This is a genomic window from Streptomyces sp. NEAU-YJ-81, from assembly GCF_017592595.1.
Lineage (GTDB): Bacteria > Actinomycetota > Actinomycetes > Streptomycetales > Streptomycetaceae > Streptomyces > Streptomyces hygroscopicus_B.
In genome coordinates this window covers 51,858-76,669 of sequence record NZ_JAGFNO010000021.1, presented here as the reverse complement: position 1 = coordinate 76,669, position 24,812 = coordinate 51,858, and the positions used below count along the sequence as shown (strand labels likewise).

Here is a 24,812-nt window from a genome sequence, read left to right as displayed (position 1 = left end):
TCAAGGCTCCGGATCGCGGCGCGGCCGCCCTACGGTCATGCCATGAGCCACCCTCCCCGTACCCACCGTGACCGCCGCGCGCTGTGGCGAAGCCCGCTGCGCGGCCCCTGGCTGACGTCTGTCCTCGGCCTGATCCTGCTCTTCGGCCTGCCCGTGCTGTTCGTGACCGGACTGCTGTCGTACGCCGCCTACAACCCCGATCTGTCCCCGGTCAACGACCAGACCCCGGACAAGGGGCTGCTCGGCTTCTATCTCTTCACCTGGCCGACCAACCCCTCCTGGCTCTACCGCGTCAACCAGGGCGTGCACGTCACCCTCGGGATCGTGCTCGTCCCCGTGCTGCTGGCCAAGCTGTGGTCGGTCATCCCCAAGCTGTTCACCTGGCCGCCGGTGCGGTCGGTGGGGCACGGGCTGGAGCGGCTCTCGCTGCTGGCGCTGGTCGGCGGCGGGCTGTTCGAGTTCGCGACCGGGGTGCTCAACGTCCAGCTCGACTACATCTTCCCCGGGTCCTTCTACCCGCTGCACTTCTACGGCGCGTGGATCTTCATGGCCGCCCTCGTGGTCCATGTGGCGCTGCGGTTCCCGGCCATGGTGCGGGCGCTGCGCAGTCGCGATCTGCGGGCCGAGCTGCGCACCCGCGCCCCGGACACCAAGCCGGAGCCGCCGGACGAGACCGGCCTGGTCAGCCCGCAACCGGCCGCGCCCACCATGTCACGGCGGGGCGCGCTCGCCATGGTCGGCACCGGCTCGTTCGCGCTGCTGGTGGTGACGGCCGGTCAGAGCATCGGCGGCCCGCTGCGCGAGACCGCCGTGCTCGCGCCGCGCGGCCGCAACCCGGGGTCGGGGCCCAACGGCTTCCAGATCAACAAGACCGCCATGGCCGTCGGCCTCCGCGCCCGCGACATCGGGCCCGACTGGCGGCTGGTGGTGCGGGGCGCGACGGGCCGCGAGACCGTCCTCACCCGGGAGCAACTGCTGCGGCTGCCGCGACACGGCGCGGCGCTGCCCATCGCCTGTGTGGAGGGGTGGTCCACGTCCGACCAGCGGTGGGACGGGGTGCGGCTGGCCGACCTCGCAGCGCTGGTGGGGCATGCCGACCGGCCGCCGAGGGTCCTGGTGGAGTCGGTGCAGCGGCACGGCTCCTTCCGCCGCGTCGTGCTGAGCGACGTCCAGGTCCGCGACTCCCGCTCGCTGCTGGCCCTGAGGGTCAACGGCGCGGATCTGTCGCCCGACCACGGCTATCCGGCGCGGGTGATCGTGCCCGGGGCCCCGGGTGTGCACAACACCAAGTGGGTCGGCCGGCTGACCTTCGGGAACTTCGAGGAGACCGCGTGAAGGGGCTTGGGGGAGGCCGCATGAGGAAGGGGCTTGGGGGAGACCGTATGAAGGGGCTCCGAGGAGACCGTATGAAGGCCGCACTGCGCCGCTTCGGGCCGCGGGCCGTCCTGCACCGCCTCGGACTGCGGCGGCTGGAGAAGGAGTCGCCGCTGCAGCTCGTGCTGCTGCTGTGCTCCTTCGCGCTGACCGCCTACGCCGGGGTCAGGCTGCTGAGCGGCGACTGGTTCGGGATCGTGCTGTGGATCGTCGGCGGCGCGCTGCTCCACGACCTGGTGCTGCTCCCGCTGTACGCGATCGCCGACCGGGCCGTGGGGGCCGTGCTCCCGGCCACGGCCCGGTGGATCAACCATGTGCGGGTGCCCGTCTTCCTCTCCGGGCTGCTTCTGCTGGTGTGGTTCCCGCTGATCCTCGGCCGGCAGGAGCGCCGCTACGAGAACGCGACCGGGCTGAGCGCCGACGTCTTCTGGCCGCGCTGGCTGCTGATCACCGCGGGACTCTTCGGCGCCTCGGCCGTATGGCTGGCGATCCGGGTGGCGATCCGGATGTGGCGCCGCCGCCCGGGGCCTCGGCGTGGGACCCCGGCGGCGGGGGAGCGGAAGCCGCCCGCAGGGCCCGCACGGCCCAGCCGGCCATGACCGCCGCACCGGCGACCGCGTACCCCAGCGTCCCGACCCACGCGCCGTCGTCGACCGCACGGGCCGTCACATACTGGGCAACTCCCGCGAGCGGCAGGCCGAGCCACTCCCAGCGCCCGTCGAGGGCCACCAGCGCCACCACCAGCAGTGCGTACCAGGGATAGCCGGGCGTCATCAGCAGGAACGCGGTCCCGGTCACCACCAGCGCGCCGCGCCAGGGCCGCCCGGGATCGCCGCGCAGCAGCACCCGGGCGACGACCACGAGCAGGACGGCGGCGACCACCGGCAGGGCCCAGCTCTCCGGGGCGGGGTGGAGCAGACGCAGCAGCGCGTAGCGGTTCTTGTCGTCCACGGCGGTGGAGCCCGTCTCGTACCCCTCCTCGGCCACATAGCCGGTGAGATAGCCGAGCACGGAGGAACGCGAGAGCAGGACGTACGGGAGATAGCCGAGCGTGACCACGGCCGCGGCGGGCAGCACGATCGCCGCGGCAGGGCGCACCGCCACGGCAGCCGCGCGGCGGATCCGGGCGGTCGGCGGGGCGGGGCTCCCGGCGTTTTCAGGGGTCTTGGGGGTCTTGGGGTTCATGGCGAGGACGCCGGAGAGCGCACCCGGCAGGGCTACGGCGGGCAGCAGCTTGGCCGCGACCGCCGCGCCGAGCAGCACGCCGCCCAGGGCGCGGCGGCGGGGGACGGCGACCAGGCCCGCGACGGTCAACAGCACGCCCAGCGCGTCGACATGGGCGTTGTTCACCGCCTCCACCGGCACGGCCGGGCACCAGGCCCACAGCGCCGCGCGGGCGGTCGCGAGGCGGGGATCGGGGCGGCGGCGTGCCGCGGCGAGCAGCACGGCGGTGGTGGCGACGGACAGCAGCGCGCCGCCGGTCTGCAGGGGGAGGAGGGTGGAACCTGACGGCGCCGAGCGGTGTACAAGCAGGAAATAGCCCTCTGCGACGGGAGGATAGATCGTATGGACCGCGGGGCGATTGAGGCGGGTGCACTGCGGCTCGGCGGGGCCGGAGGTGCCGCGCGGGTGGTCGGGGGTGCCGAGGGGGTGGTCGGGCGCTGGATTGGCGCTCGGGTGGGCGCCGGGTGCGGGGCGGACGGGGGCGCGGTCGGGGCCATGGCAGGCGGGGCCCTTCGGGAAGAGCCAGCGGTCGCGGAGCGAAGCGAGCGCGGGGTCCTCGGGCGCGTGGTCATAGGGGGACATGCCCGCGGCCTGCACACGTCCGTCCCAGGCGTAGCGGTAGGCGTCGGTGCTGGTGCGCGGCGGCGCGAGCAGGCCCGTGGCGGCGACCGCGGCGCTCCCCACGAGCACGAAGACGGCGGCGTGGCGGGCGCCCAGGCGGTGGACCGTCCATGCCGCCGCGGCGAACAGCACCCAGGCGAGGGCGTACCAGCGGGAGAGCGTGCCGGGCGCGGTGTGGAAGTCGTCCCTGCGGAAGGTCAGGGCGAGGACGGCGACCAGCGAGCCGAGCAGCGTGGCCGGCGCGAGCGGGGTGATCCACGGGTGGGCGGGCCGCGCCCGCGCGGCCCGGGTGGGACGCTCTGTCGGGCGCGGCTCGTCCGTGCTGTCAGGCAGTGGTGCGAGGCGGTCGCGGGCCGGTGGGCGAGGGCCCGGGCCGGAGTGCTGATCAGGTACCCGGCCGGTCCATCGGGCGAGTCGGCCGGGCCGCAGCAGGCCGCGTAGCGCTGCGGGCACGGCTCAGCGCTCCGTGGCGGACCGGGGCAGGGGCGGTGTGCGGCGCAGCGACACAAAGCTCCGGTCCCGCGCGGTCCACTGCTCGACCGGGTTCCAGCCCACCGCGCGCGCGTGGTGCAGCAGCGCCGGGACGCCGACCCGGGCCCAGGGGAAGGCCGTTCCCACGTCGCCCCGGCCGTCGTCCACGCGCACCCGCACCCGCTCGTCCACATCGGCCGTCGCGGCCTCCACGAGCAGCAGCCCGTCGGGGGCTATGAGTTGGGCGACGCGCGCGAGGAGTGCCTGCGGATCGCCGCCGATGCCGATGTTGCCGTCGATCAGCAGCGCCGTGCCCCAGCGTCCCTCGCCGGGCAGCGGTTCGAAGACCGAGCGGCACAGCGCGGGCCCGCCCGCACGGACCGTTCGGGCGACCGCGGCCTGGCTGACGTCGATGCCCAGACAGGGGCGCCCGCGCAGGGCCAGCGCGGCCACCAGCCGACCGGGTCCGCAGCCGATGTCGAGGGCCGGGCCCTGGCAGCGCCGGAGCACGGTCCGGTCGGCCGCGTCGGCGTCCGCACACCAGCGTTCGACGTCCAAGGGCAGCATCCAGCCGTCGGCTCGGCGCAGGAACAGCGGTCCTCGGCCCGCGTGCAGCGCCCGGACATAGGGGTCGGCGTGCCAGGCGGCCGTCGCACGGCGAGCGGGAGTCCGCTCGCGTACCGGTGCGTCTCGTACCGATCCGTCGTGTGCGGATCGGTCTTTCACCAATCCGTCGCGTACGGATCCGTCTCGCACCGTCTCCGCCGCGCTCATCGGGCGGTGGTCCGGGACAGCCGGGCGAGGGTCCGGGCGAACTGGCCGCCCGGGACATCGGCCGCCACGCGTGCTGCGTCCTCCGCCGTATCCACGTCGCGCAGCATCGGCAGGTCGCGCACCCGCAGCCCCGCGTCCGTCAGCCGGCGCCGCTGCGCGGCACCGGTGGTGGCGGTGGACATCGGCACGCCCCGCAGCAGCCCGGGGTCCGGTTGCGCGAGGCCCAGGGCCCAGAAGCCACCGTCGGCGGCCGGGCCGAACCAGGCGTCGCAGTCGTGCCAGCCGTTCGGGCCCAGCGCGGGGGCGAGCAGAGCGGGGGTGACCTGCGGAGTGTCCATGCCGATCAGCAGGGCGGCGCCCCGGCAGGCGGCGAAGGCCGCGGCGAGCCGTTCGTCCAGACCGCCGTCGCACTGCGGCACCACCTCGAATCCCGGCGGCAGCCACGGCCCGGGGCGCCCGTCGAGCACCAGCACCCTGCGGCGGGCGGGCATGGCGAGCGCGGCGTGCAGCGTGTCGGCGAGGCACGCCTCGGCGAGCGAGGCGGCCTCGGCGGGGGTGTACGGGGGAGTGAGCCTGGTCTTCACCTGCCCGGGCACCGGTTCCTTGGCGATGATGAGCAGCGTCGTCCCGTCCTCGTGGGCGGACCGGGAGCCGGTGTCCGCACGGATATCCGCACCGGGGACCGGCCCGTCGGCGGCATCGGGTGCGGAGCCGGGGCGGGCGGGAGCCGAGGGGGCCTCTCCCGCGTTCGCACCCTCGCGTGGCGCGGCGCTCACCGTGCGGTCCTCGTGGAGGCGGCCAGGTCGTGGGCCACCGGCGGTTGGCGCAGCACGGCGCGCATATCGCGCACCGCGTGCCAGGTCCCCCGCCAGGTGCCGGTGACCTTCGACTTCCCGGTGCGCGGCCGGTACGGCACCTCCCGCTCCTCGACCCGCCATCCCGCGTCCGCGGCCCGCACGACCATCTGCAGCGGGTAGCCGCTGCGGCGGTCGGTGAGGCCGAGGGCGAGCAGCGGTTCGCGCCGCGCGGCCCGCAGTGGGCCGAGGTCGCCCAGCGTGAGGCCGGTGCGCCGCCGCAGCATGCGGGTCAGCGCGATGTTGCCGAGCCGGGCGTGCATCGGCCAGACCCCCCGCTCCTGGGGACGTCGCCGGCCCAGCACGAGGTCGGCGCCGCCTTCCGCGACGGTCCGCACGAAGGCGGTCAGCAGGCCGGGGTCGAGCGAGGCGTCACAGTCGCAGAAGCAGACGATGTCGGCCTCGGCGGCGAGGAGCCCGGCGTGGCAGGCGGCGCCGAAGCCACGGCGCGGTTCGTGCACGACGGTGGCGCCGTGGGCGCGGGCGATCGTGGCCGAGCCGTCCGTGGAGCCGTTGTCGACGACGATGGCGCGCCAGCCGGCCGGGATGCGGGCCAGCACCCAGGGCAGGGCGGCGGCTTCGTCCAGACAGGGCAGGACGACGTCCGCACAGGGGATGGTCGAGTTTGTCACCCGCACCACACTACGAAGAAGAAAGCGACATTTCGGGCTTCAGGTTCTTACGAAACACGGACGTCGCCCGGTCCGCGGGCTCCCTGCCGCCCCTTGGCGCCGGACCTGGTGTCACGCTGTGGGGCATGCAGCAGACCCCGTCTCCCGCCCGCGTGCTCGTCGTGGACGACGATCCGACCGTGGCCGAGGTCGTCGCCGGGTACCTCGGCCGGGCCGGATTCGCCGTGGACCAGGCCGCCGACGGCCCCGGGGCGCTCGCCCGCGCCGCCGCCCGCTGGCCCGACCTGGTCGTCCTCGATCTGATGCTGCCCGGTATGGACGGGCTGGAGGTGTGCCGCGCGCTCCGGGACAAGGGCCCGGTGCCGGTCATCATGCTCACCGCGCGCGGCGACGAGGAGGACCGGATCCTCGGTCTGGAGATCGGCGCGGACGACTACGTCACCAAGCCGTTCAGCCCACGGGAGCTGGTGCTGCGCGTCGAGTCGGTGCTGCGCCGCGGCCGGACCGGTCCGCAGGTCCCCGGCTCGTCCGCTCCCGCCCCGGGCGGTGTGGCGCACCGCGCCGGGATCACCCTCGATCCCCTGGCCCGGCGCGCCACCCGGGACGGCCGGGAACTCGCACTGACGGTGCGCGAGTTCGACCTGCTGTCCTTTCTGCTGCGCCACCCGGGGGTGGCCCTCACCCGCGAGGAGCTGATGCGCGAGGTGTGGGGCTGGGACTTCGGGGATCTGTCCACCGTCACCGTCCATGTGCGGCGGCTGCGCGGAAAGGTCGAGGACGATCCCGCCGCGCCCCGGCTCATCCAGACCGTCTGGGGCATCGGCTACCGCTTCGATGCCCCGCCCGAGGCCGACGACGAGGGGCCAGGGGACGACGGCCCACGGGACGAGGCGCGACGGTACGAGGCGCGACGGGACGAGGCACGACGGTACGAGGGGCGACGGGACGGCGACGGGCGGGGGGCGGGTTCCGATGCGTGATGTGGTCCTCATGGCGGCGTTCGCCTTCCTCGGCGCGGCGGCGGCCGGTCTGCTGGGCGCGCTGGCGCTGCGGCTGGTGCGCGGCCGTTCGGTCGCGGTGTCCCTCGCCGTTGTCGCCGCCGTCGCGGTCACGGCGATGCTCACCGGGACGCTGGCCGTCGCCTGGGCGATGTTCCTGTCCCCGCACGACCTGACGGTGGTCACCACCGTCTGCGCCATGGCCGCCGTGGTGTCCCTGGCCACCGCGCTGCTGCTGGGCCGCTGGGTGGTGGCGCGCAGCAACGCGCTGGCCCTCGCCGCCCGCTCCTTCGGGGACGGCGGGAGCTTCGCCGCCCCCGACGGCCAGGCCACCGCCGAACTCGCCGCGCTCGGCCGTGAACTGGCCGCCACCAGCGCCAAGCTGGCCGCCTCCCGCGAGCGTGAGCGCGCCCTGGAGTCCTCCCGCCGGGAGCTGGTCGCCTGGATATCCCACGATCTGCGCACCCCGCTGGCGGGGCTGCGCGCGATGTCCGAGGCGCTGGAGGACGGGGTGGCCCCGGACCCGGACCGCTACCTCCGCCGGATCCGCACCGAGGTGGAGCGGCTGAACACGATGGTCGGCGACCTCTTCGAGCTCTCCCGCATCCACGCCGGGGCGCTCTCCCTCAGCCCCACCCGGATATCCGTCTACGACCTGATCGGCGACGCCCTCGCCGGGGTCGATCCGCTCGCCCGCGAGCTGGGCGTCCAGTTGATCGGCGACCGTGTGGACCCCGTCCCGGTGGAGGTCGACGGCAAGGAGATGACCCGTGTGCTCGGAAACCTGCTCGTCAACGCCGTCCGCCGCACCCCGGCGGACGGCACGGTCGCGGTGACCGCGGAGCGGGAGGCGGATACGGTCGTGCTGTCGGTCACCGACGGCTGCGGCGGGATCCCGGAGGAGGACCTTCCGCGCGTCTTCGACACCGGCTGGCGCGGCAGCAACGCCCGCACACCCCCGGCGGGCGCCGGTCTGGGCCTCGCCATCGTCCGCGGCATCGTCGAGGCGCACGACGGCCAGGCGGCGGTCCGCAACGTCGACGGCGGCTGCCGCTTCGAGGTCCGCCTCCCCGCCGCCGTCACCTAGTGTGATGTGCCGGAAATGACGCTTGCGCGACAACCACCCACGCTACTGCGGTACTTCGCCTGGCGGCCGCCCCGGGCCGGGCGGGCCCGCGAAGCATTGGGCGATGGCGAGCCACTGCTCGGCAACCTCACCTCGGCAGGTCAGAGACGTGTCGAGGTGATGCCTGCGTTGGGTGACCACCAGGGCGAAGTCGAGCGCGTCGCCCGTGATGGAGGCATGGGCGTCCTCCGGGCCGCGGGCCCACAGGCGGCCGCTGGGCAGGCGTAGTTCGACGCGCGGTGGTGACGACGGCACGGGCAGGCCGCGGTTGGTGAAGCTGAATCCGAAGGTGGCGGATCCGAGGTGGCAAACGTGCCGGATCCGGTCCGTGGGCCGGCGGTCGATCTTCAGGGCTTCGGCGATGTCCTGGCCGTGTGCCCAGTATTCCATCAGGCGAGCCGTGGCCAGCGTCGCCGGGCTCATCGGCGGTCCGAACCAGGGAACCTTCTGGTCCCGGCGCGTGGACTGAAACGCCTTCAGCAGTGCCGCGAAGGCGTCGTCCCATTCCTGTCGTAGCCGCTCCGCCGAGAAGTCCCGGCGGGTCGTGATGTGGCTTTCGAGGAGCGCGGTCAGGCCCTCGTCCGTGGCGGGACGGGCACGCCGGAATTCACCGGGAGTGGCCATCGCTTCCTCCGCCACAAGGTCGCAGCCGATCAGATGCGACACGCCGGCTCTGATGTCCCAGCCGGCCGCCGGAGTCGGCCGCCGCAGGTCCGTCCCCGATGTGATGAGTGCCCGCAGCGCTTCGAACTCCGCCGTGAGATCGTCGAGCAGTTCGCGGGGAACTCCGTCGTTCTTGTTGATGGCCCTCCTCCTGTCAACGCTTCCGAGGAATCCGCGGTCTTGAGGCCGTCCCGTGGGGTTTTACGGGGTGCCGTGACTGATCAGGCGGAGACGAGTTGGTTGTAGCCGCTCCGGAAGAACAGCAGGGGTGACGCCGTGCTGTCGGCATCGAGGTCGTTGACACGCCCGATGACGATGTAGTGGTCACCGGCATCGTGCACGGCTTCGACCGTGCAGCCGATCCAGGCGACCACGCCGTCGATGACCGGGTCTCCGTTCGGACCGGACCGCCAGGCCACCTCGGCGAATTTATCGCCTCCCGACACCGACAGCGCACTGCAGATCCGCTCCTGGCCGGTGGCGAGGACGTTCACGCAGAAGGTGCCGCGCTCGGCGATGACCGGGAACGTCGATGACGTCTTGCCGGGCAGGAACGCCACGAGCGGAGGGTCGAGTGAGACCGAGGTGAACGACGCGACGGTCATGCCCACCGGTCCGCCCTGCGCATCGCGCGAAGTGATGGCGGTGATGCCGCTGGGGAAGTGCCCGAGGACGGACCGAAAACGCGCACTGTCGGGGGCCGGGTGCCGAGGATCCGTTGATGTAAGCATGCTTATAGAGTAGAAGCATGCTTACTCGATTGCAAGCTTGCTGATGATCTGGTCCCGCAGGCCGTATGCTGCGCGGGTGACAAGCGATCTCCCCTACATCAACCCGTTCGACGACGGTCGTTCGCCGACCGGGGCCACCGCCGGCATGGACGAAGCGTCGTCGATGATCGATGCCGTCTTCCGGTTCGAGCGGGCGGTCACCAGGATCGGGAACACGCGACTGCGTCCGTGGAAGATGACGCTGTCCAGCTACACCGCGCTGCGCATCCTGGCCAATCAGCCCCATCTCAGCCTCGCTCAGCTGTCACGCCGCTGCTACGTGCGGCCGCAGACCATGACGCGGCTCGTCACGCAACTGGAGAATCGCGGTTTCGTGGCCCGCGACGCGCATCCGGAGAGCGAACGGGCGCTCTCGCTCCGGGTCACCGAGGAGGGTCTGGCCGCCTTGGCCGAGATGAGCAACGAGGTCCTCAAGATCAGTGACACGTTGAACGCCACGCTCGGGCGGGATGACGTCGTCGCCGCTGATGACCGCCTGCGGCAGGCCGCGGTGGTGGTGGAGAACGAACTCCGGGACATGGGCCGCCCCGAGGAATGACCGCGCGGATGACCGCCACCGTCGATGCCACCACGCGATGTCGCCCGGCTGCCGCCTCGATTCATGGGCAGGGCAGCCGGGCGATCGTGGGCCGGATCGACGAACCCGACCGCGGTCCGTCAGTGTTGTCCGGCCGACTTCGTGCTGTTCAGGCCGGGTGCGGAGCCGACTCGGCTTCGGCCGCGGCGGTGTGTCCGGCCGCGCGGCCGAACACCGCGGCACGCATGAGGGCGGCGCCACCAGGATAGTCGCCGTAGAACAGACCGCCGATGGCCTCGCCGGCCGCGTACAGACCGGGCACCGGGGCCCCGTCTGCCCCGAGCGCCCGTCCGTCCGGGTCGATCCGGATGCCGCCGAAGGTGAAGGTGAGCCCCGCCACGGCGTGGTAGGCGACGTACGGTGGCCGGTCGAGCGGTGCGGCCCAGCGGGACTTGGGCGGGGTGAGGCCGGCCGTGCCGCGATCCTCACTGATGCCGTCACCGGGCGGGCAGGCGTTGTTGAACGTCTGAAGCGTGTGTGCCAGCCGGTCGGCGGGCACCCCGATCCGCTCGGCGAGCTCAGGCACCGTGTCCGCGACGATGGGCACTGCCGCGCCGGCGAATTCATCGGCCACCCGGGCCGCGGTGCGCTGGTCGAAGATCTCGAACGCCTCGCACCCGGGCTGCGGCATGATCGCCTTGCCCATCTTCGAGTAGTTCTTGACCCATGGGCCGGGGCCCTCGTCGACGAACCGCTCGCCGTCGCGGTTGACGAGTACGCCGAGCCAGAAGCCGTGCAGCGGGAACGGCGGCGAGGCCGCACTGCTTCCCGGTGAGGGCATGGCCGGGTCGACCGCGGCCGAATGGCAGCTCGACCAGGTGCCGGCCTTGTCCGCCCCGGCGCGAAGTGCGGCCTGGATCCCGTCGCCCGTGGCCAGACGGGTGCCGCGCAGGCGCACCGTTTCCCACTCCGGTCCCAGATGCTCGCGGCGAAGTTCGCGGTTGGCCTGGAAGCCGCCGGTGGCGACCACTACGGCGTCGGCGGGTACGGTCTGGCCGCCGTCGCCGACCGTGACGCCCGTGACCCGGCCGTCGCTGTGCAGCACCTCTGCCAGCGGTGTGAACCAGCGGATCTCGACGCCGATCCGCTCGGCGTGCGCGAGCAGGGGCCGGATCACCTCGAACCCGCGTGACATTCCCTCGCCGACGCACGTGAGGATCTGGCCGGGTGGGATGTGCAGGACGCCGCCGCGGATCTCGGCCCCCAGAGTGCGGTTGAACGTGAAGCGGACGCCTTTCGCGGCCAGCCAGCGGACGGTGTCCAACGATCGTTCGGCGAGCGCGTCGATCAGATGTGGCTCGGCTCGGCCGCCGCTCATCGCCGACAGCTCGGCCGCGTAGGCCTGGCGGGTGTACGGCGGCGCCTCGATCCGGTCGGCTTTCATGCCCGGCTCGAAGTCCTGCGTGATCGACGTCAGATCGTCCGGCCCGTCGTAGCAGAACAGGAACAACCCGCCGGAAAAGGCGGCGTTCCCGCCGACGTCCTTGCGGCTGCCCTTTTCCAGCAGTACGACGCGGGCGCCGGCCTCGCGGGCGGAAATCGCCGCGGAGAGCCCGGTCAGACCGGCGCCGGCGACGACGATCGTGGGCGTATGGGTTTTCGTCACTGGTCCTCCTTGACCCGACGGGGCCTTCTCGGCCCATGGAGTTGAACCGGTATGCGCCGGCCGGGGTGGCTGTGGTGCGCAGGGCACGAGTTCACGGCCGCCGTCACCAGGTGAAGGCGAGCGGTGTGCCAGGCCGGCCAGTGCTCGGTACGGGACCGGTGTGCCGGACGAACCCCTTGCCGGGCACGCCGATCTCGCTGGTGAGCCAGTTCGCCGTCGCGATGAGGCGGGGCAGGTCGATACCGGTGTCCACACCGCAGCGTTCGAGCAGTTGCACGGCGTCCTCGGTGCACAGACCCCCGCCCTGGGTACCGGATATCGCCGGGTGGCCGCCGCTGCCGGCGAGGGAGGTGTCGATGCCGCGGATCCCGAGTTCGAGGATGGGGAGCAGGGCGGCGAGGCCCATGCCGCGGTCGTCGTGGATCTGCACGGTCAGATTTCCGGGCGGTACGTGCGTGAGCGCTGCGGTGAGGAGTTCGCGGATCTGGGGCGGTGCCGCGTAGCCGGAGGAATCCGCGAGGATCCAGTGGTCCACCCCGATGTCGAGGAGCCGCCGGGCCAGCGGCTGGAGATCTTCGCCGGTGCGCGCGGGGCCGGTTGGCCCGCCCCAGGCGAAGATGAGGTAGGACCCGAGCATGATGTTCCGGTCCGCGGCGTACGCGGCCATGCGTTCCAGTTCGCGCAACGAGTCCGCTGTGGACCGCCCGATGTTGGCACGGGCGAACTCTTCGTCGGCGGAGAGCAGGAAGTACGCCGTGTCGGCGCCCGCGTCGACCGCGCGGGCGAGCCCGCGCGTATTGCCGACACAGCAGCCGAGGCTGAGCCCGGGCACCCGCGGCACGCGGGCGAACACCTCCGCGGCGTCGGCGAGGCCCGGTACGAGGTCGGGCCGGACGAAGGAGGACAGCTCGAACGCGCGGACGCCGGCGTCGATCAGGCGTTGTACGAGTTCGATCTTGACGTCGGTCGGGACCGCATGGTCCTGGAAGGTCAACCGGGGCGCGATCTCGCGGATGCGCACTCCGTCGGGGAGGGACATGGCGGTTCCTCAGGCGTGGCGGGTGGGTGTGAGCCCGGCGGCGAGCGCGTCCCAGGCTTCGGTGCGGCCCTGGTCCCGCAGCTCGTGTTTGCGGACCTTGCCGTTCGGGGTGACGGGAAGCCGGTCCACGATGCGGTAGTAGCGGGGGACCATGAAGTGCGGCATCGACCGGTCGCAGTGGGCGAACAGTGCGGTGAAATCCAGCTCGTGGCCGGGTTCGAGCTGCACGATGGCGAGGACCTCGTCCTCGCCCAGCTCCGACGGCGTGCCGACGGCGGCAGCGGCCACGACGCCGGGATGGGCGAGCAGGACCGATTCGACCTCGTGGGAGGAGATGTTCTCGCCGCGGCGGCGCAATGCGTCCTTCTTGCGGTCGATGAAGTAGAAGTAGCCGTCTTCGTCGGTGTAGCCCAGGTCGCCGGTGTGCCACCAGAGACCCTTCATGGTCGCGAGCGTCGCTTCGGGATCGCCGTGGTAGCCGGAGAACATGATGTTCGGAAGGCGGGGCCGGTACACGATCTCCCCGGCCTGACCGGGCGCGGCGCGATGCCCGGACTCGTCGTGGATCTCGAGCACGGACGATGCGGTGGGCAGGCCCAGCGAGCCGACCTTCCGGGCGCCGAGCGGGTTGTAGAGAACGTTCTTGATCTCGGTGAGCCCGTACCCCTCGACGACGTGTACGCCGAACCGCTCCTCGAACGGACGGAGCACTTGGGGCGGGGCGGGTGCGGCGAACACCTTCCTTGCCCGGTGCTCACGATCGCGGTCGGACGGAGGCTGCGCCAGGAGCATCGGCAGGACGGAGCCGAGGGCGTTGAACTGGGTGACCCGGTGGGTGCGCAGCTCGTCCCAGAACCTGCTGGCGCTGAACCGGCGCCCGAGGACCACGGTCGCCCCCGCGTAGAAGGCGTGCAGGGATATGTTGATCTGCGCGGCGCCGTGGAACAGCGGCAGACAGGTGTAGAGCCGCTCATCGGCGGTCGTGGCCATCTGCGCCGCGCATTCGCGCGCGGCGACCAGCGGCATCAGATGCGGGTACACAACCCCCTTGCTCCGCCCGGTGGTTCCGGACGTGAGCATGATCGCGGCCGGGTCCTGCGGCGCGACGCGGGGGAGCTCCACCGCCGGGTCGCCGGCCGCGAGCAGATCCTTCCAGGTCTGTACCGTCACCCCGGGTGGGGTCCGGCAGGGGGCACCTCCCAGCGGTAGCTGGGGGAGCGGGGCGTCGTCGAGCAGTACGACCGTCTCGAGGGTCGGAGGTACCTCGGGCAGGTCGGCGACGAGCTCCAGCAGGACCGCGTCGGTGACCAGCACCCGCACGCCGGTGCTGCGGAGCGCGTGGTCGAGGAAGGAGCCCTTGTAGGCGATGTTGATCGGGACCTCGACGGCGCCGGCGCGGGCCGCTCCCAGCCAGGCGAGCAGATATTCGGGCCGGTTGGGGAGGAAGATCCCCACCGAGTTGCCCGGGGCGACACCTGCCGCCATGAGACCGCGCGCCACGTCGGTGACTGCCGCGTCGAGCGTGCCGTAGGTCAGTTCGGTGTCGTCGAAGACGAGCGCGGGCTTGTCGGGATGTTCCGCGGCGCGAGCGGTGATGAGGCCGCCGACTGTGCCGTCGGCGAGATCGGAGAAGTCCTCCGGGCCCGGGGCGCCATTGCCCCGGGCGATGGTCGACGTCATGCCAACTCCTTCTTCGCCCGGGCCAGGAAGCCCTCCAGCGACGGGTCCCAGGCCGCTTCCGCGCCGGTCGTCACGAGGAACGTGTCGACTCCGAGCTCGCGGTACCTGCCCAGGGTGTCCAGGACGCGCTCCTCGGTGCCGACGAGCGCCTGGGAGTTGGCGAAGCCGCCCAGGAGCTTGGTCAGCCCGGTCCAGAAGCAGTCGTCGTGCAACTCGTGGTCGGTGAGCGCGAGAGCCCGTTGCCGCCCGATGGAGGTGTCGGTCGACGACGAGCGCAGGAAGGTCGTGGATCCGGCGGCCTCGGCGATCTGCCGCTCCACGGCACGGGCCCGGGCCCAGGCGTCGTCGTCGGTGTCACCGATGAACAGGCGCAGACTCAGCGAGAACCGCATGGCACGGCCGTAGCCTTCGGCGGCCGCGGTGACCCGGTCGATGCGTTCCTTCGTACCCGCGAACGGTTCCCCCCACAGCATGTACAGGTCGGCGTGGCGGGCGCCGAAGTCCACGGCGTCGGCGCTCTCCCCGCCCATGAAGATCGGCACCTGCCCCTGCACCGGCTTGGTCTGCAGCTTCACCGCCTCGGCCGTGTAGTAATCGCCGCGGTGGTCGAAGGGAGCGGTTTCGGTCCAGGCGCGTCGGACGATGTCGAGGTACTCGACCGCCCGCCGGTAGCGATCGGCCTTGGGCAGGTCGTCCGACTCGCGTCGCAGATCCTTCTCGGAGCCGCCCACGACCACATTGATGGCGAGCCTCCCGCGGGCCAGCACGTCGAGGGTGGCGAAGTAGCGCGCGGCGGCCACCGGCGCCATCACGCCGGGACGGTGCGCGACGATCGGCGAGAACCTCTCCGATGCCGCCAGCGCGAACGGTGCGGTGGCGTGGTTGTGCGGCCAGGTGGAGGAGTACCCGACGAGGACCCGGTCGATGGCCTGCGAGCGGTCCAGTTCCCGGACCCTGGAGATCATTCGGTCGGGGTCGGTTTCGCCGGCCTGGAGGGGCTGCAGCCCCGTGAAGAATTCGACCATGGCGTTCTCAGCTTTCTGCGTGGGATCCATTGGGGGACAGTGATTGACGGGCGAGCCAGGCCTCGTGCCGGGCGAAATGGTCCGGGTGGCGGGTCCGCAGCTCGGCCCGGCCGGTGGCCAGCGCGGTGCCGGCGAGCGTCATCACGGCGGAGACCTCCCACTGCCTGCCGGCGTGCCGGTCGATCCGGGCCAGCACCTGGACGGGCCGTTCGACCGGGACCGGGCGGAGGTAGGAGACCGCCAGCGACTTGGTGACCAGCCGCGGTTCGACCCGCAGCGCGACAACGCTGAGCACGTCGTCGAACACCGCGGCCGTCCAGCCGCCGTGGGCGACGCCGGGGCCGCCGTGCCAGGACCGTGGGCAGACGACCTCGAACCGCACCACGCCGTCCCGCGCGTCGGCGACCTCGACGCCCAGGCGGCAGGCGTCGTGCGGAGCGCAGCCGCCGCACAGCAGCCGGCCCGACGGGGAGGGCTCGATCGCGGAGGCGTCGGGGTCCTCAGACACCTGCGGCCTCCTTGCGCAGGGCCTCGACCACCGCTTCGGGCACGTCGATGGTGCCCCGCCGGAGCGTGTCGTTCCGACGGGTCACCGAGCGGTCGAACGGCACCCGGACCGGGCGGGTGGCCTCGACGGGACGGGTGGCGCGGACCGATTCGGCGAAGGCCGCGACCCGCTGTCGGTAGTCGTCCGGATCGGTGAGCACGCCGGGATCGAACAGCACGAGGAAGAAGCCGCAGTCCGAAACACCCGGCGGGTCGGCGGCCGCCCCGGTCATCATGCCGAGCAGTTGGACGACCAGAGCGAGCCCGGAGCCCTTGTGTCCGCCCCACACGCCGAACGCGCCCTCGAGCGCGGCGGCCGCGTCGAGCGTCGGCACCCCGGCGGCGTCGTAGGCCTGGCGGGGGGCCAGCTTCTCCCCGAGCCGCGCCTTCAGCGTCACCTCCCCGTACATCACGGCTGAGGTGCCGATGTCCCAGATGACGGGAGTCGGCGTGGCCGGGAAACCGAAGGCGATCGGGTTGGTGCCGAACCGGGATTCGGTGCCACCGTGCGGTGCCACCACCGCCGGCCCGCTGCCCGCGATCATCCCGGCGAGCCCGGCTTCCGCGGCCTTCTCCAGGTAGTACGAGAACATGCCGGTGTACCAGGTGTTGCGGGCGCCGACGACCGCGATGCCCTGCGCGCGGGCCTTGTCCACGGCCAGCTTGAGCGCATGCATGCCGACGAGGTAGCCCACCTGGTCGCCGCCGTCCACGGTGGCGGACACCGGCGTCTCGGCGACGACCCGGATCGGCTGCGGTGGCGTCTCGGTTGTGCGTATGCGCTCCGCTACGGACAGCGCCCGCGCGAGCCCGCCGAAGGACAGCCCACGCAGTTCGCAGTCGAGCAAATGGTCGGCGATCGTGTCGGCGGCCCCGGCGGAATGCCCGCACGCGGTCATCGCGGCCGTGACGAGCGCGCGGGCGTCGGGCAGGGGCAGTGTCGTCATGAGCCGACCTCCGCGGTGAGGAAACCTGGAATCCACCACTTCGTAAGCATGCTGAGACGGTATAAGCGTGCGTAGATGAATGCAAGCATGCTGATGGTGCTGGTTCGGGCGGCTCGGCCCGATCGAGTTCGAGGAGAAGGCCGAGGAGGCCTGCGAGGGGAGGTACGACGCCGACCGGGCAGCGGACGGACGAGCGAACCCGGTGGCGCTCGTCCTGTCCGTACCCTCCGTCCTTCATTCCGGGGCCTGGGACACTCGCGGCAGGCCCCGGGGCGAGGTCACATCACGGAGTCGGTCTGCAGCGGGCCCGCGGTGACGCGGAGTGTCCGGACCCGGACCGGCTCCTTGCGGTCGAGGTAGAAGATGTGCATGAACGGGGCGCGTACCACCTGGTCCGGTGCCGTCTTCTTGGCCATGGCCGCCTCGCCGCGCAGCAGGAGGACGCCGTCACCCGTGGTCCAGCACTCCAGGACCTCATGGGTGATGTTCAGCGGCTCGTCGATCTTGACGAAGAACGCCTTGATGGCCTCCACGCCATGGATGTGTGCGGTGCCGAAGAACATGTCGGTGTCCTCGGTCAGCGGTGCGAAGCCCTCGTCGAACTCCAGGGTGTCGATGGCGTCCATGAACTTCAGGACCCAGTCGGGCGCGGCCGTCGCGTGTGCGGTGCCTGTCATGTCTGTCATGGTGGTGGCCTCCTTATCGGGCTGCGGCGGGCAGGTCGGCGAGGAAGGCGTCGATCTCGGCGTTGACGCCTTGGGGATTTTCACGGGCGGCGAGGTGGGCGGTGTGCTGCAGCACCCGGAAGGTGCTGCCCTCGATGGCGTCGGCCATCTTCCGCACCACGTGAACGGGGAACTGGCTGTCCTCCTCACCGGCGATGATCAGGACGGGCACGTCCTTGATGGTGTTCAGCCGGCGGTGCTCGTCCTTGCGGCCGATGAGGATGGAGCGCAGCGCCCACGCGACCGACTTCGGGTCGTCCCGCAGGACGAACTTGGTGAACTCGACGAACTCCGGGTTGGTGGCCTCGGCGGTGGGGCCGGCGAACGCGCCACGCGCGGCCTTGGCGGCCAGCGGTGGCATCTTCGCGTGCAGCGAGAGGAACGTGGACAGTGCGGTGGCCCAGATGCTCTCGAACATCGTGGGCAGCGAGGCTGTGCAGTTGATGCCGATCGCTGCCGCGGTCCGCTGCGGGTGGTAGGCCGGGAAGACCCCGGCGAGCATGCCGCCCCAGCTGTTGCCCACCAGGACGCACTTGTCGATGTCGAGCGCGTCGAGGATCTCGACGAGCACGTCCGAGCAGTCCTCGAGGTCGATGATCTTGCGCAGCGCGTCGGACTTGCCGTGTCCGGGGCTGTCGATGAGTACGACGCGGTGGGTCGGGGCGAAGTGCTCGTACTGGTGCTGCCACATGGTGCCGTCCATCATCAGGCTGGGCCAGAACACCATGGCAGGGCCGTCGGAACGGCCGCCGACGCGCACATTGACCAGGCCCAGTGAGGTGGGGATCAGCTTCTCGGTGGCCCCTTCGAGCCATTGCGTGGTCATGATCAGTCCTTTCCGTGAACGGGGAGACGTTCAAGCGATCTACTAGTAGCGTATCGCTACTAGTGTCAGAACGCTACTAGCGTCTGGCCGTGCACGGCCGAGGCGGTCGGCGGGGCCCCGGATCGGAGCCGTCTGCTACCCCTGATCGGTGCCGCCTTCCTCGGTGGATACCGGCCGCAGGGTCGACGCCTCGACCGGCTGATGGCAGCTGCTGCACGCGAGGTACGGATTGGTCGGGTTCCCGCATGTCGTGTGCATCAGCAGGTGATGTGTGGTGTCGTCGTCCGTCGTCTGGGTCTCGGCCCAGCGCGTAATGGTCGCGATGGCGGGGACCACGAGTTCGCGGGCGCTGTCGGTGAGTTCGTATTCGTACCAGGGCTTGTCCGAGCGGTAGGCGCGCTTGGTGAGCAGGCCCAGTTCGGTCAGGCTGTTGAGCCGCGCCGTGAGGATGTTCGCCGAGATGCCCAGGGTTCGCTTGAGCTCGCCGAACCGGCCGATGCCGAAAAACACCTCCCGCAGGATCTGGTAGTTCCAGCGCTCGGAGATCGCGGCCAGGAACTCCTGTCCGTGCTGGAAGCTGACGTGACTCTTGTGATCGGACACGACTTCTCCTCCCTGGTCATCCCGGTGGTAGTTGTGGATCGAAAGTAGTTCTGTAATGTTACTAGAGTCTGTCTTCAGGGATCATCAGGTGGGGGATCAGGGTGATCGTGATGCGTCGGCATGAACTCACCGACCGGGGGTTGGGAGTTATTCGCTCCGCTGATGCCGCGGACACCGGGCTGAGGGTCTGCTGGGCGGCGTTGACGACGGTCAGGCGCTTGCGGCCCAGTCGCCGTAGGGCGTGGGGGTCGGTGCGGGTCTTCTCCACCACGGCCCGGCGGACAGCTCGTCGCAGTGCGTTGGCCGGCCCTGTGCCCGACAGTTCCCGCAGTCCTTCGGGGGGCGGCAGCGGCAGCCCGCATCACCGCCGACGTGACGAGTTCCGCGTCGGTCGGTCTGGGGGTGATGCCTACCGATGGGCGCCACGGCGCCAGGCCGGGCGTTGTCACAACCCGATTGTGGACACCCTCGCCCGCGTCGCCGCGGTCATCCCCTGGAATCGATCATCTAGGCGACGCGGCCTCCTCAGACCCCGTCAGCCTCGGACCCCGTCAGCCTCAGACCCCCGCGCGCTGTGGGGCGCGGGCGAATGCGGTCATGCCCTCCGTGAAGGAGATCGCCGCGCGCCAGCCCAGTGCCTCGCGGATCCGCCGCGACGACGCGGTGATATGCCGTACGTCGCCCAGCCGGTACCCGCCCGTCACCACGGGCGCCGGGCCGCCGAACGCCGTGGCCAGGGCCGCGGCCATCTCGCCCACCGTATGGGGGTCGTCGCTGCCGGTGTTGTACGCGGTCAACGTGGACGGCGCCACCACCTCCGGCGCCGCTTCCAGGGCGGCGACATTGGCCGCGGCCACGTCCCGGACATGGACGAAGTCCCGGCGCTGGCCGCCGTCCTCGAAGACCGTGGGCGCCTCGCCGCGCGCCAGGGCGGAGCGGAAGAAGGAGGCGACCCCCGCGTAGGGGGTGTCGCGCGGCATCCCCGGCCCGTACACATTGTGGTAGCGCAGCGACACCGCGCGGCCGCCCACCGATCGGGCCCAGGCCGCCGCCAGATGCTCCTGGGCCAGCTTCGTCGTCGCGTACACATTGCGTGGATCGACCGGCGCGTCCTCCTCCACCTTGCCGGGCCGCAGCGATGTGCCGCACTCGGGGCAGCGGGGGTCGAAGCGGCCCGCCGCGAGATCCGCCTCGGCGCGCGGACCGGGACGGACCCGGCCGTGGCGGGGGCAGTCGTAGCGGCCCTCCCCGTAGACGACCATCGACCCGGCCAGCACCAGTTCGCGCACCCCGCGCTCCGCCATCGCCGCCAGCAGCACCGCGGTGCCCAGGTCGTTGCAGCCCACATAGGCCGGGGCGTCCGCGAAGTCCTTGCCGAGACCGACCATCGCCGCCTGGTGGCATACGGCGTCCACGCCGCGCAGCGCCGCGACCACCGCCTCCCGGTCCCGCACATCGGCGTGGATCCACTCCCCGTCCACCGCAGGCGGCGTCGGATGAGCGGCCGGGAGCAGGGCATCGAGGACGACCGGCTCATGGCCGTGCTCGGTGAGGGCGGTGACGATATGCGAGCCGATGAAGCCCGCACCTCCGGTGACCAGTACACGCATGGGGACGACGCTAGGCCCGAGCGGGCGCCGGGGCCCGCCCCCGCGCCGTTCCGTCACCGCTCCGTAAGACCTTCCGGAGGAGGCGTGGTCACAAAATGGCCACAAGAGAGACGGTCCCGCGTTGCCTTTCACTGCGACCGTGGCGGCCACTCGCGTCCCCCGGGACCCCGTCCCCGAGGATCCTTTCCCCCAGGGGCTCCCGGACACGATTACCGGACACGTCTCTCCGGACCGCCGCCATCGACGAACAGAGAGCCACATGACGGTCACCACCGCCCCCGCGGCCCAGCGTCCCCGCAGCCTGAATGACGTCAAGGGCTGGTTCCCCAGCCTTGACCAAGTACTGTTCGACAGCTTTCTGACCCGCCAGGAGCGCCTCGGGCAGCACGGGGACCTGATGGAGATGGGCGCCTACATGGGCAAGAGCGCCATTTTCACCGCCGCGTATCTGCGGGCGAACGAGCGGTTCACGGTCTGTGACCTCTTCGACGCGGACGCGCCGGACGAGAAGAACGCGGCGGAGGCACGCAAGTCGTACTCCACGTTGACCCGCACCGCATTCGAGCAGAACTACCTGGCCTTCTGGGACGAGCTGCCGTTCGTCATCCAGGGCCCGACCTCCGTCGTGCCCGACCACGTCGGCGCGGACACCTGCCGCTTCATCCACGTGGACGCCTCGCACCTGTACGAGCATGTGGCGGGCGACATCGGCACCGCGCACAGCACGCTGGTGCCCGGCGGTCTCGTCGTCCTCGACGACTTCCGCTCCGAGCACACCCCCGGGGTGGCCGCCGCGACCTGGGAGGCGGTGTTCACCCGGGGCCTGCGGCCCATCTGCCTGACGACGCAGAAGCTCTACGGCACCTGGGACGACCCGGAGCCGATCCAGGACGAGCTGCTCGCGGACGAGGAGTGGCGCAAGGGGATGCACACCAGCGTGCAGGAGATCGCGGGCCGCAGGGTGCTGCGGTTCTCGGGGAAGCCCGCGAACCCGACCCCGCCCACCTCCCGCTACGCCGATGAGCCGCGCGACCCCGCCCCCGAGCAGCGCCCCGCGCCCACCGCACCGGCGTCCGCCGCCGCGGCGCGCCGCCCCACCGCGGTCCGGCGGCTCGCCGCCGACGTGCTCCCGCCGGTCGTCACCCGCGCGATCCGCCGCCGCAAGCGATAGCCGCTGGGAGCGGAAGGAGCCCCGGCGCGGCGGACGGCCGGCCTTACGGCCGCCGCGGCGCCGGGTGGTTCCGGCTGCCTGGCCGAGACCGCAGCGTGGACCTATGCGTGGTGGACCTATGCGCGGATCTACGCGTGGTAGAGGGCGCGGGCGCGCGCCAGGTCGACAAGCCCGTCCTCGCCGAGGTGCAGGAAGTGGTTCACCTGCCACGCCTGAGTGCTGCGCGCCTGTCGATTGGTCGTGGTCACCCACGGCGGGTAGACGCGGAACCCTCGCTTCCCGGCGGAGCCGTTCCGGGACATGATCCCGCGCTCGCACAGCACCTCGCTCGGGAACACGAACTGTCCGAAGTGGCCGCTGCCGCGGCTGCTGATCACGACGAGGTCAACCCCGTCGTCGGCGTCGAAGGGCCGGATCGGCCCCTCCGCGGACCGCTGCCAGACGGTGACGAACTGGCCAACCTTCGTCGGGGTGGTCTTGGCCACCCGGAACCTGACCGAGAGCCCGTCGAGCGTGAACCCGTGAGCCGCGTACTCGGCGCTCTCCGGCTCGGGCACCGGCTGTGAGCAGGCAAACCCGACCGGGTCGTACACCCATGTCCGCGCCGCCAAGAGATCACAGTGGAGCTCTGCCCACGACTGATTCGTCACCATTCCCTCATCCTGCCATCACGTCCACCGCACGCCGCTGGTGCCCGTGTTGGCTCAAACGCATGCACCACGTCCGGCGTGGCGGGATCCGCCAACGCGGTTCGGGGAGGGGAAGACGACGCACGACAGGCGCCGCCAGTGACCGTCGTACAGCACGTGGGACGGCGCATGGGGCGGACGGCACGTGAGACGGGATTCCGCGGTCCGCCGGAGGCTGGCCCCCGGCGCCGCAGGGGTTGCCCCCGCGCGCAAGGAACCCCGGCTCCGCGCGACGACCCTACGGCCGCCGCAGTGCAGGGTGGTCCGCCACCACCGTGCAGGACCCCGGTGCGATCTCGGTGAACCCCGCGTCGCGCACCACCGGCAGCCCGCTCGTGGTGAGTTCGTCCCACCGCTCGGCCGACGCCGTACGCACCGCAAGTGGGAACCCGGCCTCGCGCCAGGCCGCCCGGGCCGCGTCGTCCAGCTCCCACCAGGCCAACTGCGCGCCGTGCCCGGCCTGGGCCATCGCCTTGCCCGCGGACATCTGAACATGGGGGCTCAGCCACAGCACCGGACCGGTGAGGTCGGGGGCGGGCGGCGGTTCGGGGTCGTCCAGGTCGGTGCCGGAGACCTGGAGCTTGGCCAGCTCCTTGGGCCAGCCGTCCAGCGGCACCGGCGGGAACACCCGCACCTCGGCGCCCGGCGGCGGCCCGTCCCCGTCTCCGTCCCCGTCCTCGTCCCCCGCGGTGGTCGCGGCGGGTGCCCGGCCCGTGACCGTGATGCCCGGCAGCCCGGTCGCGCGCCGCCACTCCGCGCCGCGCGCCCGCCGCACGACCTTGCGGATCCGGGCGTCCTGCCAGTCCCGTACGGCCTGGGCCCACTCGCCGTCCGCGGCCGTCGCCCGCTCGTCCGACAGCAGCACCAGCACCGCGCGCGCCGCCGTCTCCAGGGCGTCCGTGCGCGCCGGGGGCGCGGCCTTATCGATCCGGACCACCAGGGGCAGGACGAACTGCGGCGCGGCGTCCCGGTCGGTCTCGGAGTGCCGGAAGGGGCTGTTGCGGGCGCCGGATCCGGTGCCGTGGTGAGCGGTTGCCCGGGTGCTGGTCTCGGTGCCGGTCTCGCTGTTGACTTCGGCGCTGGCGTCGGTGCTGGTCACACGCCCAGTGTGCCAGGACCGCCGCCAGGTCCTGTCCGGTGGATCTCGTACTCGGACGATCCCGACAACGCGGCCGGGGTCACCTCTCAGCGGTAGCTGGGGGGCGCCGCGCCAGGCGTCGCGGGCCCGCGAAGATTCGCCGGAGGGGGTGCTGGGGCCGCCGGGCTGCCGGGCGCGCGCCTATGCTCAACCGACATGAGACTGCGAGGAGTCGGCCGCCGCTACGGCCTGGGCGGGCCCTGGGTGCTGAGCGGTGTCGATCTCGACGTACGGCCGGGTTCGCTGACCCGAGTCGAGGGGCGCAACGGCAGCGGCAAGTCCACACTGCTGCGGCTGCTCGCCGGGATCGACGCCCCCAGCACGGGCCGGATCACCGGCCGCCCGGCCACCGCCTACGTCCCCGAGCGATTCCCCGCCGAGCTGCCGTTCTCCGCCCTCGGCTACCTCACCCACCTGGGCCGGATCCACGGGCTGTCCCGCGCCGCGGCGGCGCGCGGGGCGGGGGAGTGGCTGGAGCGGTTCGGGGCGGACGGATACGCCGGGACCCCGCTCGCCGAGCTGTCCAAGGGCACCAGCCAGAAGATCGCCGTGGCACAGGCGCTGCTGGCCGCCCCCGGGCTGCTGGTCCTGGACGAGGCGTGGACCGGCCTCGACCAGGCCGCGCGCGGAGTACTGGATGCGGCGGTCGCCGAGCGCGTGGCCGACGGCGGCGCGGTCGTCTTCGTCGACCACGACCCACGCCGCCTCGCCGGGGCCCCGGACCGGGTCCTGCGCGTCGCCGGGACCCGACTGGTGCCGGTGGACGTGGACATGGACGCGCACGGCACGCCCGGGGAGGCCGGGCATCCCGGCGCGCCCGGGGAAGCCGGACATCCTCACCCGGCCGGAAGCGCCCCGGACCAGGCAGTGGCTCGATCCTCGGCGGCGCACGTCGATCCCCCGGCCGCCGCCCGGCTCCTGGGCAGGGACCCGGCTTCGCGCGCGGCCCGCGCGACGTCGGCGGGGGCGCCGGGCGGGGAGCCCGCGGTGCCGGGCACGGCTCGGCCACCGGTGGCGCATCACCTGCCCGCCGTCGGGCCACGGATGCGGGTGGAGGCCGAAGGAGCGCCGGGGGCCGGGCCGCCCGCCGTCTTGCCCGGCG

At 72.2% G+C, this 24,812-nt stretch carries 23 protein-coding genes and 2 pseudogenes; 7 read left to right on the top strand and 18 right to left on the bottom strand.

What is annotated here, in order from left to right; translation table 11 throughout:
• Positions 1-42: 42 nt before the first annotated feature.
• Positions 43-1,335, top strand: a complete 1,293-nt coding sequence (locus J5X86_RS33590) for a molybdopterin-dependent oxidoreductase (RefSeq protein WP_208520465.1) — start codon at positions 43-45, stop codon at positions 1,333-1,335.
• A 71-nt stretch (positions 1,336-1,406) separates the two neighbouring features.
• Positions 1,407-1,973 (top strand): hypothetical protein, encoded by a 567-nt coding sequence (locus J5X86_RS33585; protein WP_243982099.1) that lies wholly within the window; start codon positions 1,407-1,409, stop codon positions 1,971-1,973.
• A 226-nt stretch (positions 1,974-2,199) separates the two neighbouring features.
• On the opposite strand, the pseudogene J5X86_RS33580 reads toward J5X86_RS33585, so the two are convergent.
• The 4 genes and pseudogenes from J5X86_RS33580 to J5X86_RS33565 all read right to left on the bottom strand — a co-directional run.
• Positions 2,200-3,180: pseudogene (locus J5X86_RS33580) on the bottom strand (glycosyltransferase 87 family protein); the annotation flags it as partial.
• A 495-nt stretch (positions 3,181-3,675) separates the two neighbouring features.
• Positions 3,676-4,464 (bottom strand): methyltransferase domain-containing protein, encoded by a 789-nt coding sequence (locus J5X86_RS33575; protein WP_208520464.1) that lies wholly within the window; start codon positions 4,462-4,464, stop codon positions 3,676-3,678.
• Positions 4,461-5,132, bottom strand: a complete 672-nt coding sequence (locus J5X86_RS33570) for a DUF2064 domain-containing protein (protein ID WP_308124805.1) — start codon at positions 5,130-5,132, stop codon at positions 4,461-4,463. The genes J5X86_RS33575 and J5X86_RS33570 overlap by 4 nt, the downstream gene beginning before the upstream one ends.
• Positions 5,133-5,236: 104 nt before the next feature.
• Positions 5,237-5,959, bottom strand: coding sequence for a glycosyltransferase family 2 protein (locus tag J5X86_RS33565; protein WP_208520463.1), 723 nt, complete (start codon positions 5,957-5,959; stop codon positions 5,237-5,239).
• A 116-nt stretch (positions 5,960-6,075) separates the two neighbouring features.
• On the opposite strand from J5X86_RS33565, the gene J5X86_RS33560 reads away from it, so the two are divergent.
• On the top strand, positions 6,076-6,930 hold the full coding sequence (locus J5X86_RS33560; protein WP_208520462.1) for a response regulator transcription factor: 855 nt from the start codon (positions 6,076-6,078) through the stop codon (positions 6,928-6,930).
• On the top strand, positions 6,923-8,035 hold the full coding sequence (locus J5X86_RS33555) for a sensor histidine kinase KdpD (protein ID WP_119991828.1): 1,113 nt from the start codon (positions 6,923-6,925) through the stop codon (positions 8,033-8,035). The genes J5X86_RS33560 and J5X86_RS33555 overlap by 8 nt, the downstream gene beginning before the upstream one ends.
• 42 nt (positions 8,036-8,077) lie before the next feature.
• On the opposite strand, the gene J5X86_RS33550 is transcribed toward J5X86_RS33555, so the two are convergent.
• Positions 8,078-8,848 carry a TIGR03084 family metal-binding protein gene (locus tag J5X86_RS33550; RefSeq protein ID WP_208520554.1) on the bottom strand — a complete coding sequence of 257 codons (771 nt, stop codon included), beginning with the start codon at positions 8,846-8,848 and terminating at the stop codon, positions 8,078-8,080.
• A gap of 110 nt (positions 8,849-8,958) precedes the next feature.
• Positions 8,959-9,468 (bottom strand): flavin reductase family protein, encoded by a 510-nt coding sequence (locus J5X86_RS33545; protein ID WP_208520461.1) that lies wholly within the window; start codon positions 9,466-9,468, stop codon positions 8,959-8,961.
• Between the two features lie 43 nt (positions 9,469-9,511).
• Here J5X86_RS33545 and J5X86_RS33540 point away from each other — a divergent pair, with 43 nt between their 5' ends.
• Positions 9,512-10,066 carry a MarR family winged helix-turn-helix transcriptional regulator gene (locus tag J5X86_RS33540; RefSeq protein ID WP_208520553.1) on the top strand — a complete coding sequence of 185 codons (555 nt, stop codon included), beginning with the start codon at positions 9,512-9,514 and terminating at the stop codon, positions 10,064-10,066.
• Positions 10,067-10,214: 148 nt separating this feature from the next.
• On the opposite strand, the gene tcuA is transcribed toward J5X86_RS33540, so the two are convergent.
• The 10 genes from tcuA to J5X86_RS33490 all read right to left on the bottom strand — a co-directional run bounded on the left by tcuA (position 10,215) and on the right by J5X86_RS33490 (position 20,712).
• Positions 10,215-11,711: an FAD-dependent tricarballylate dehydrogenase TcuA gene (tcuA, locus tag J5X86_RS33535; protein WP_208520460.1), complete on the bottom strand. Its 1,497-nt coding sequence runs from the start codon at positions 11,709-11,711 to the stop codon at positions 10,215-10,217.
• Between the two features lie 103 nt (positions 11,712-11,814).
• The gene (locus J5X86_RS33530; protein ID WP_208520459.1) at positions 11,815-12,750 is read right to left on the bottom strand and encodes a pyruvate carboxyltransferase; all 936 of its coding nucleotides are present in this window, start codon (positions 12,748-12,750) and stop codon (positions 11,815-11,817) included.
• 9 nt (positions 12,751-12,759) lie between these two features.
• Positions 12,760-14,430: an AMP-binding protein gene (locus J5X86_RS33525; protein WP_208520458.1), complete on the bottom strand. Its 1,671-nt coding sequence runs from the start codon at positions 14,428-14,430 to the stop codon at positions 12,760-12,762.
• Positions 14,427-15,485: an LLM class flavin-dependent oxidoreductase gene (locus tag J5X86_RS33520; protein WP_243982098.1), complete on the bottom strand. Its 1,059-nt coding sequence runs from the start codon at positions 15,483-15,485 to the stop codon at positions 14,427-14,429. Before J5X86_RS33520 ends, J5X86_RS33525 begins: the two co-directional genes overlap by 4 nt.
• Complete coding sequence (locus J5X86_RS51125; RefSeq protein ID WP_208520457.1) at positions 15,463-15,963, bottom strand: PaaI family thioesterase; 501 nt, start codon at positions 15,961-15,963, stop codon at positions 15,463-15,465. Before J5X86_RS51125 ends, J5X86_RS33520 begins: the two co-directional genes overlap by 23 nt.
• On the bottom strand, positions 15,956-16,948 hold the full coding sequence (locus J5X86_RS33510; protein ID WP_208520456.1) for an Ldh family oxidoreductase: 993 nt from the start codon (positions 16,946-16,948) through the stop codon (positions 15,956-15,958). Before J5X86_RS33510 ends, J5X86_RS51125 begins: the two co-directional genes overlap by 8 nt.
• 278 nt (positions 16,949-17,226) lie before the next feature.
• Positions 17,227-17,625: a nuclear transport factor 2 family protein gene (locus J5X86_RS33505; RefSeq protein WP_208520551.1), complete on the bottom strand. Its 399-nt coding sequence runs from the start codon at positions 17,623-17,625 to the stop codon at positions 17,227-17,229.
• 22 nt (positions 17,626-17,647) lie between these two features.
• Positions 17,648-18,499: an alpha/beta fold hydrolase gene (locus tag J5X86_RS33500; protein WP_208520455.1), complete on the bottom strand. Its 852-nt coding sequence runs from the start codon at positions 18,497-18,499 to the stop codon at positions 17,648-17,650.
• A gap of 135 nt (positions 18,500-18,634) precedes the next feature.
• Positions 18,635-19,102, bottom strand: a complete 468-nt coding sequence (locus J5X86_RS33495) for a helix-turn-helix domain-containing protein (protein WP_208520454.1) — start codon at positions 19,100-19,102, stop codon at positions 18,635-18,637.
• Between the two features lie 557 nt (positions 19,103-19,659).
• Positions 19,660-20,712, bottom strand: a complete 1,053-nt coding sequence (locus J5X86_RS33490; RefSeq protein WP_208520453.1) for an NAD-dependent epimerase/dehydratase family protein — start codon at positions 20,710-20,712, stop codon at positions 19,660-19,662.
• Between the two features lie 259 nt (positions 20,713-20,971).
• On the opposite strand from J5X86_RS33490, the gene J5X86_RS33485 reads away from it, so the two are divergent.
• Complete coding sequence (locus tag J5X86_RS33485; RefSeq protein ID WP_208520452.1) at positions 20,972-21,883, top strand: class I SAM-dependent methyltransferase; 912 nt, start codon at positions 20,972-20,974, stop codon at positions 21,881-21,883.
• Positions 21,884-22,011: 128 nt separating this feature from the next.
• Here the strand turns inward: J5X86_RS33485 and J5X86_RS33480 are convergent, their stop codons facing one another.
• Positions 22,012-22,536 carry a MepB family protein gene (locus tag J5X86_RS33480; protein WP_208520451.1) on the bottom strand — a complete coding sequence of 175 codons (525 nt, stop codon included), beginning with the start codon at positions 22,534-22,536 and terminating at the stop codon, positions 22,012-22,014.
• Positions 22,537-22,810: 274 nt separating this feature from the next.
• Entirely contained in the window at positions 22,811-23,671 is an 861-nt protein-coding gene (locus J5X86_RS33475) for a peptidyl-tRNA hydrolase (protein WP_208520450.1), read from the bottom strand.
• A gap of 195 nt (positions 23,672-23,866) precedes the next feature.
• Between J5X86_RS33475 and J5X86_RS33470 the strand changes: the two are divergent.
• A pseudogene (locus J5X86_RS33470) lies at positions 23,867-24,434 on the top strand (ATP-binding cassette domain-containing protein); the annotation flags it as partial.
• Positions 24,435-24,812 lie beyond the last annotated feature (378 nt).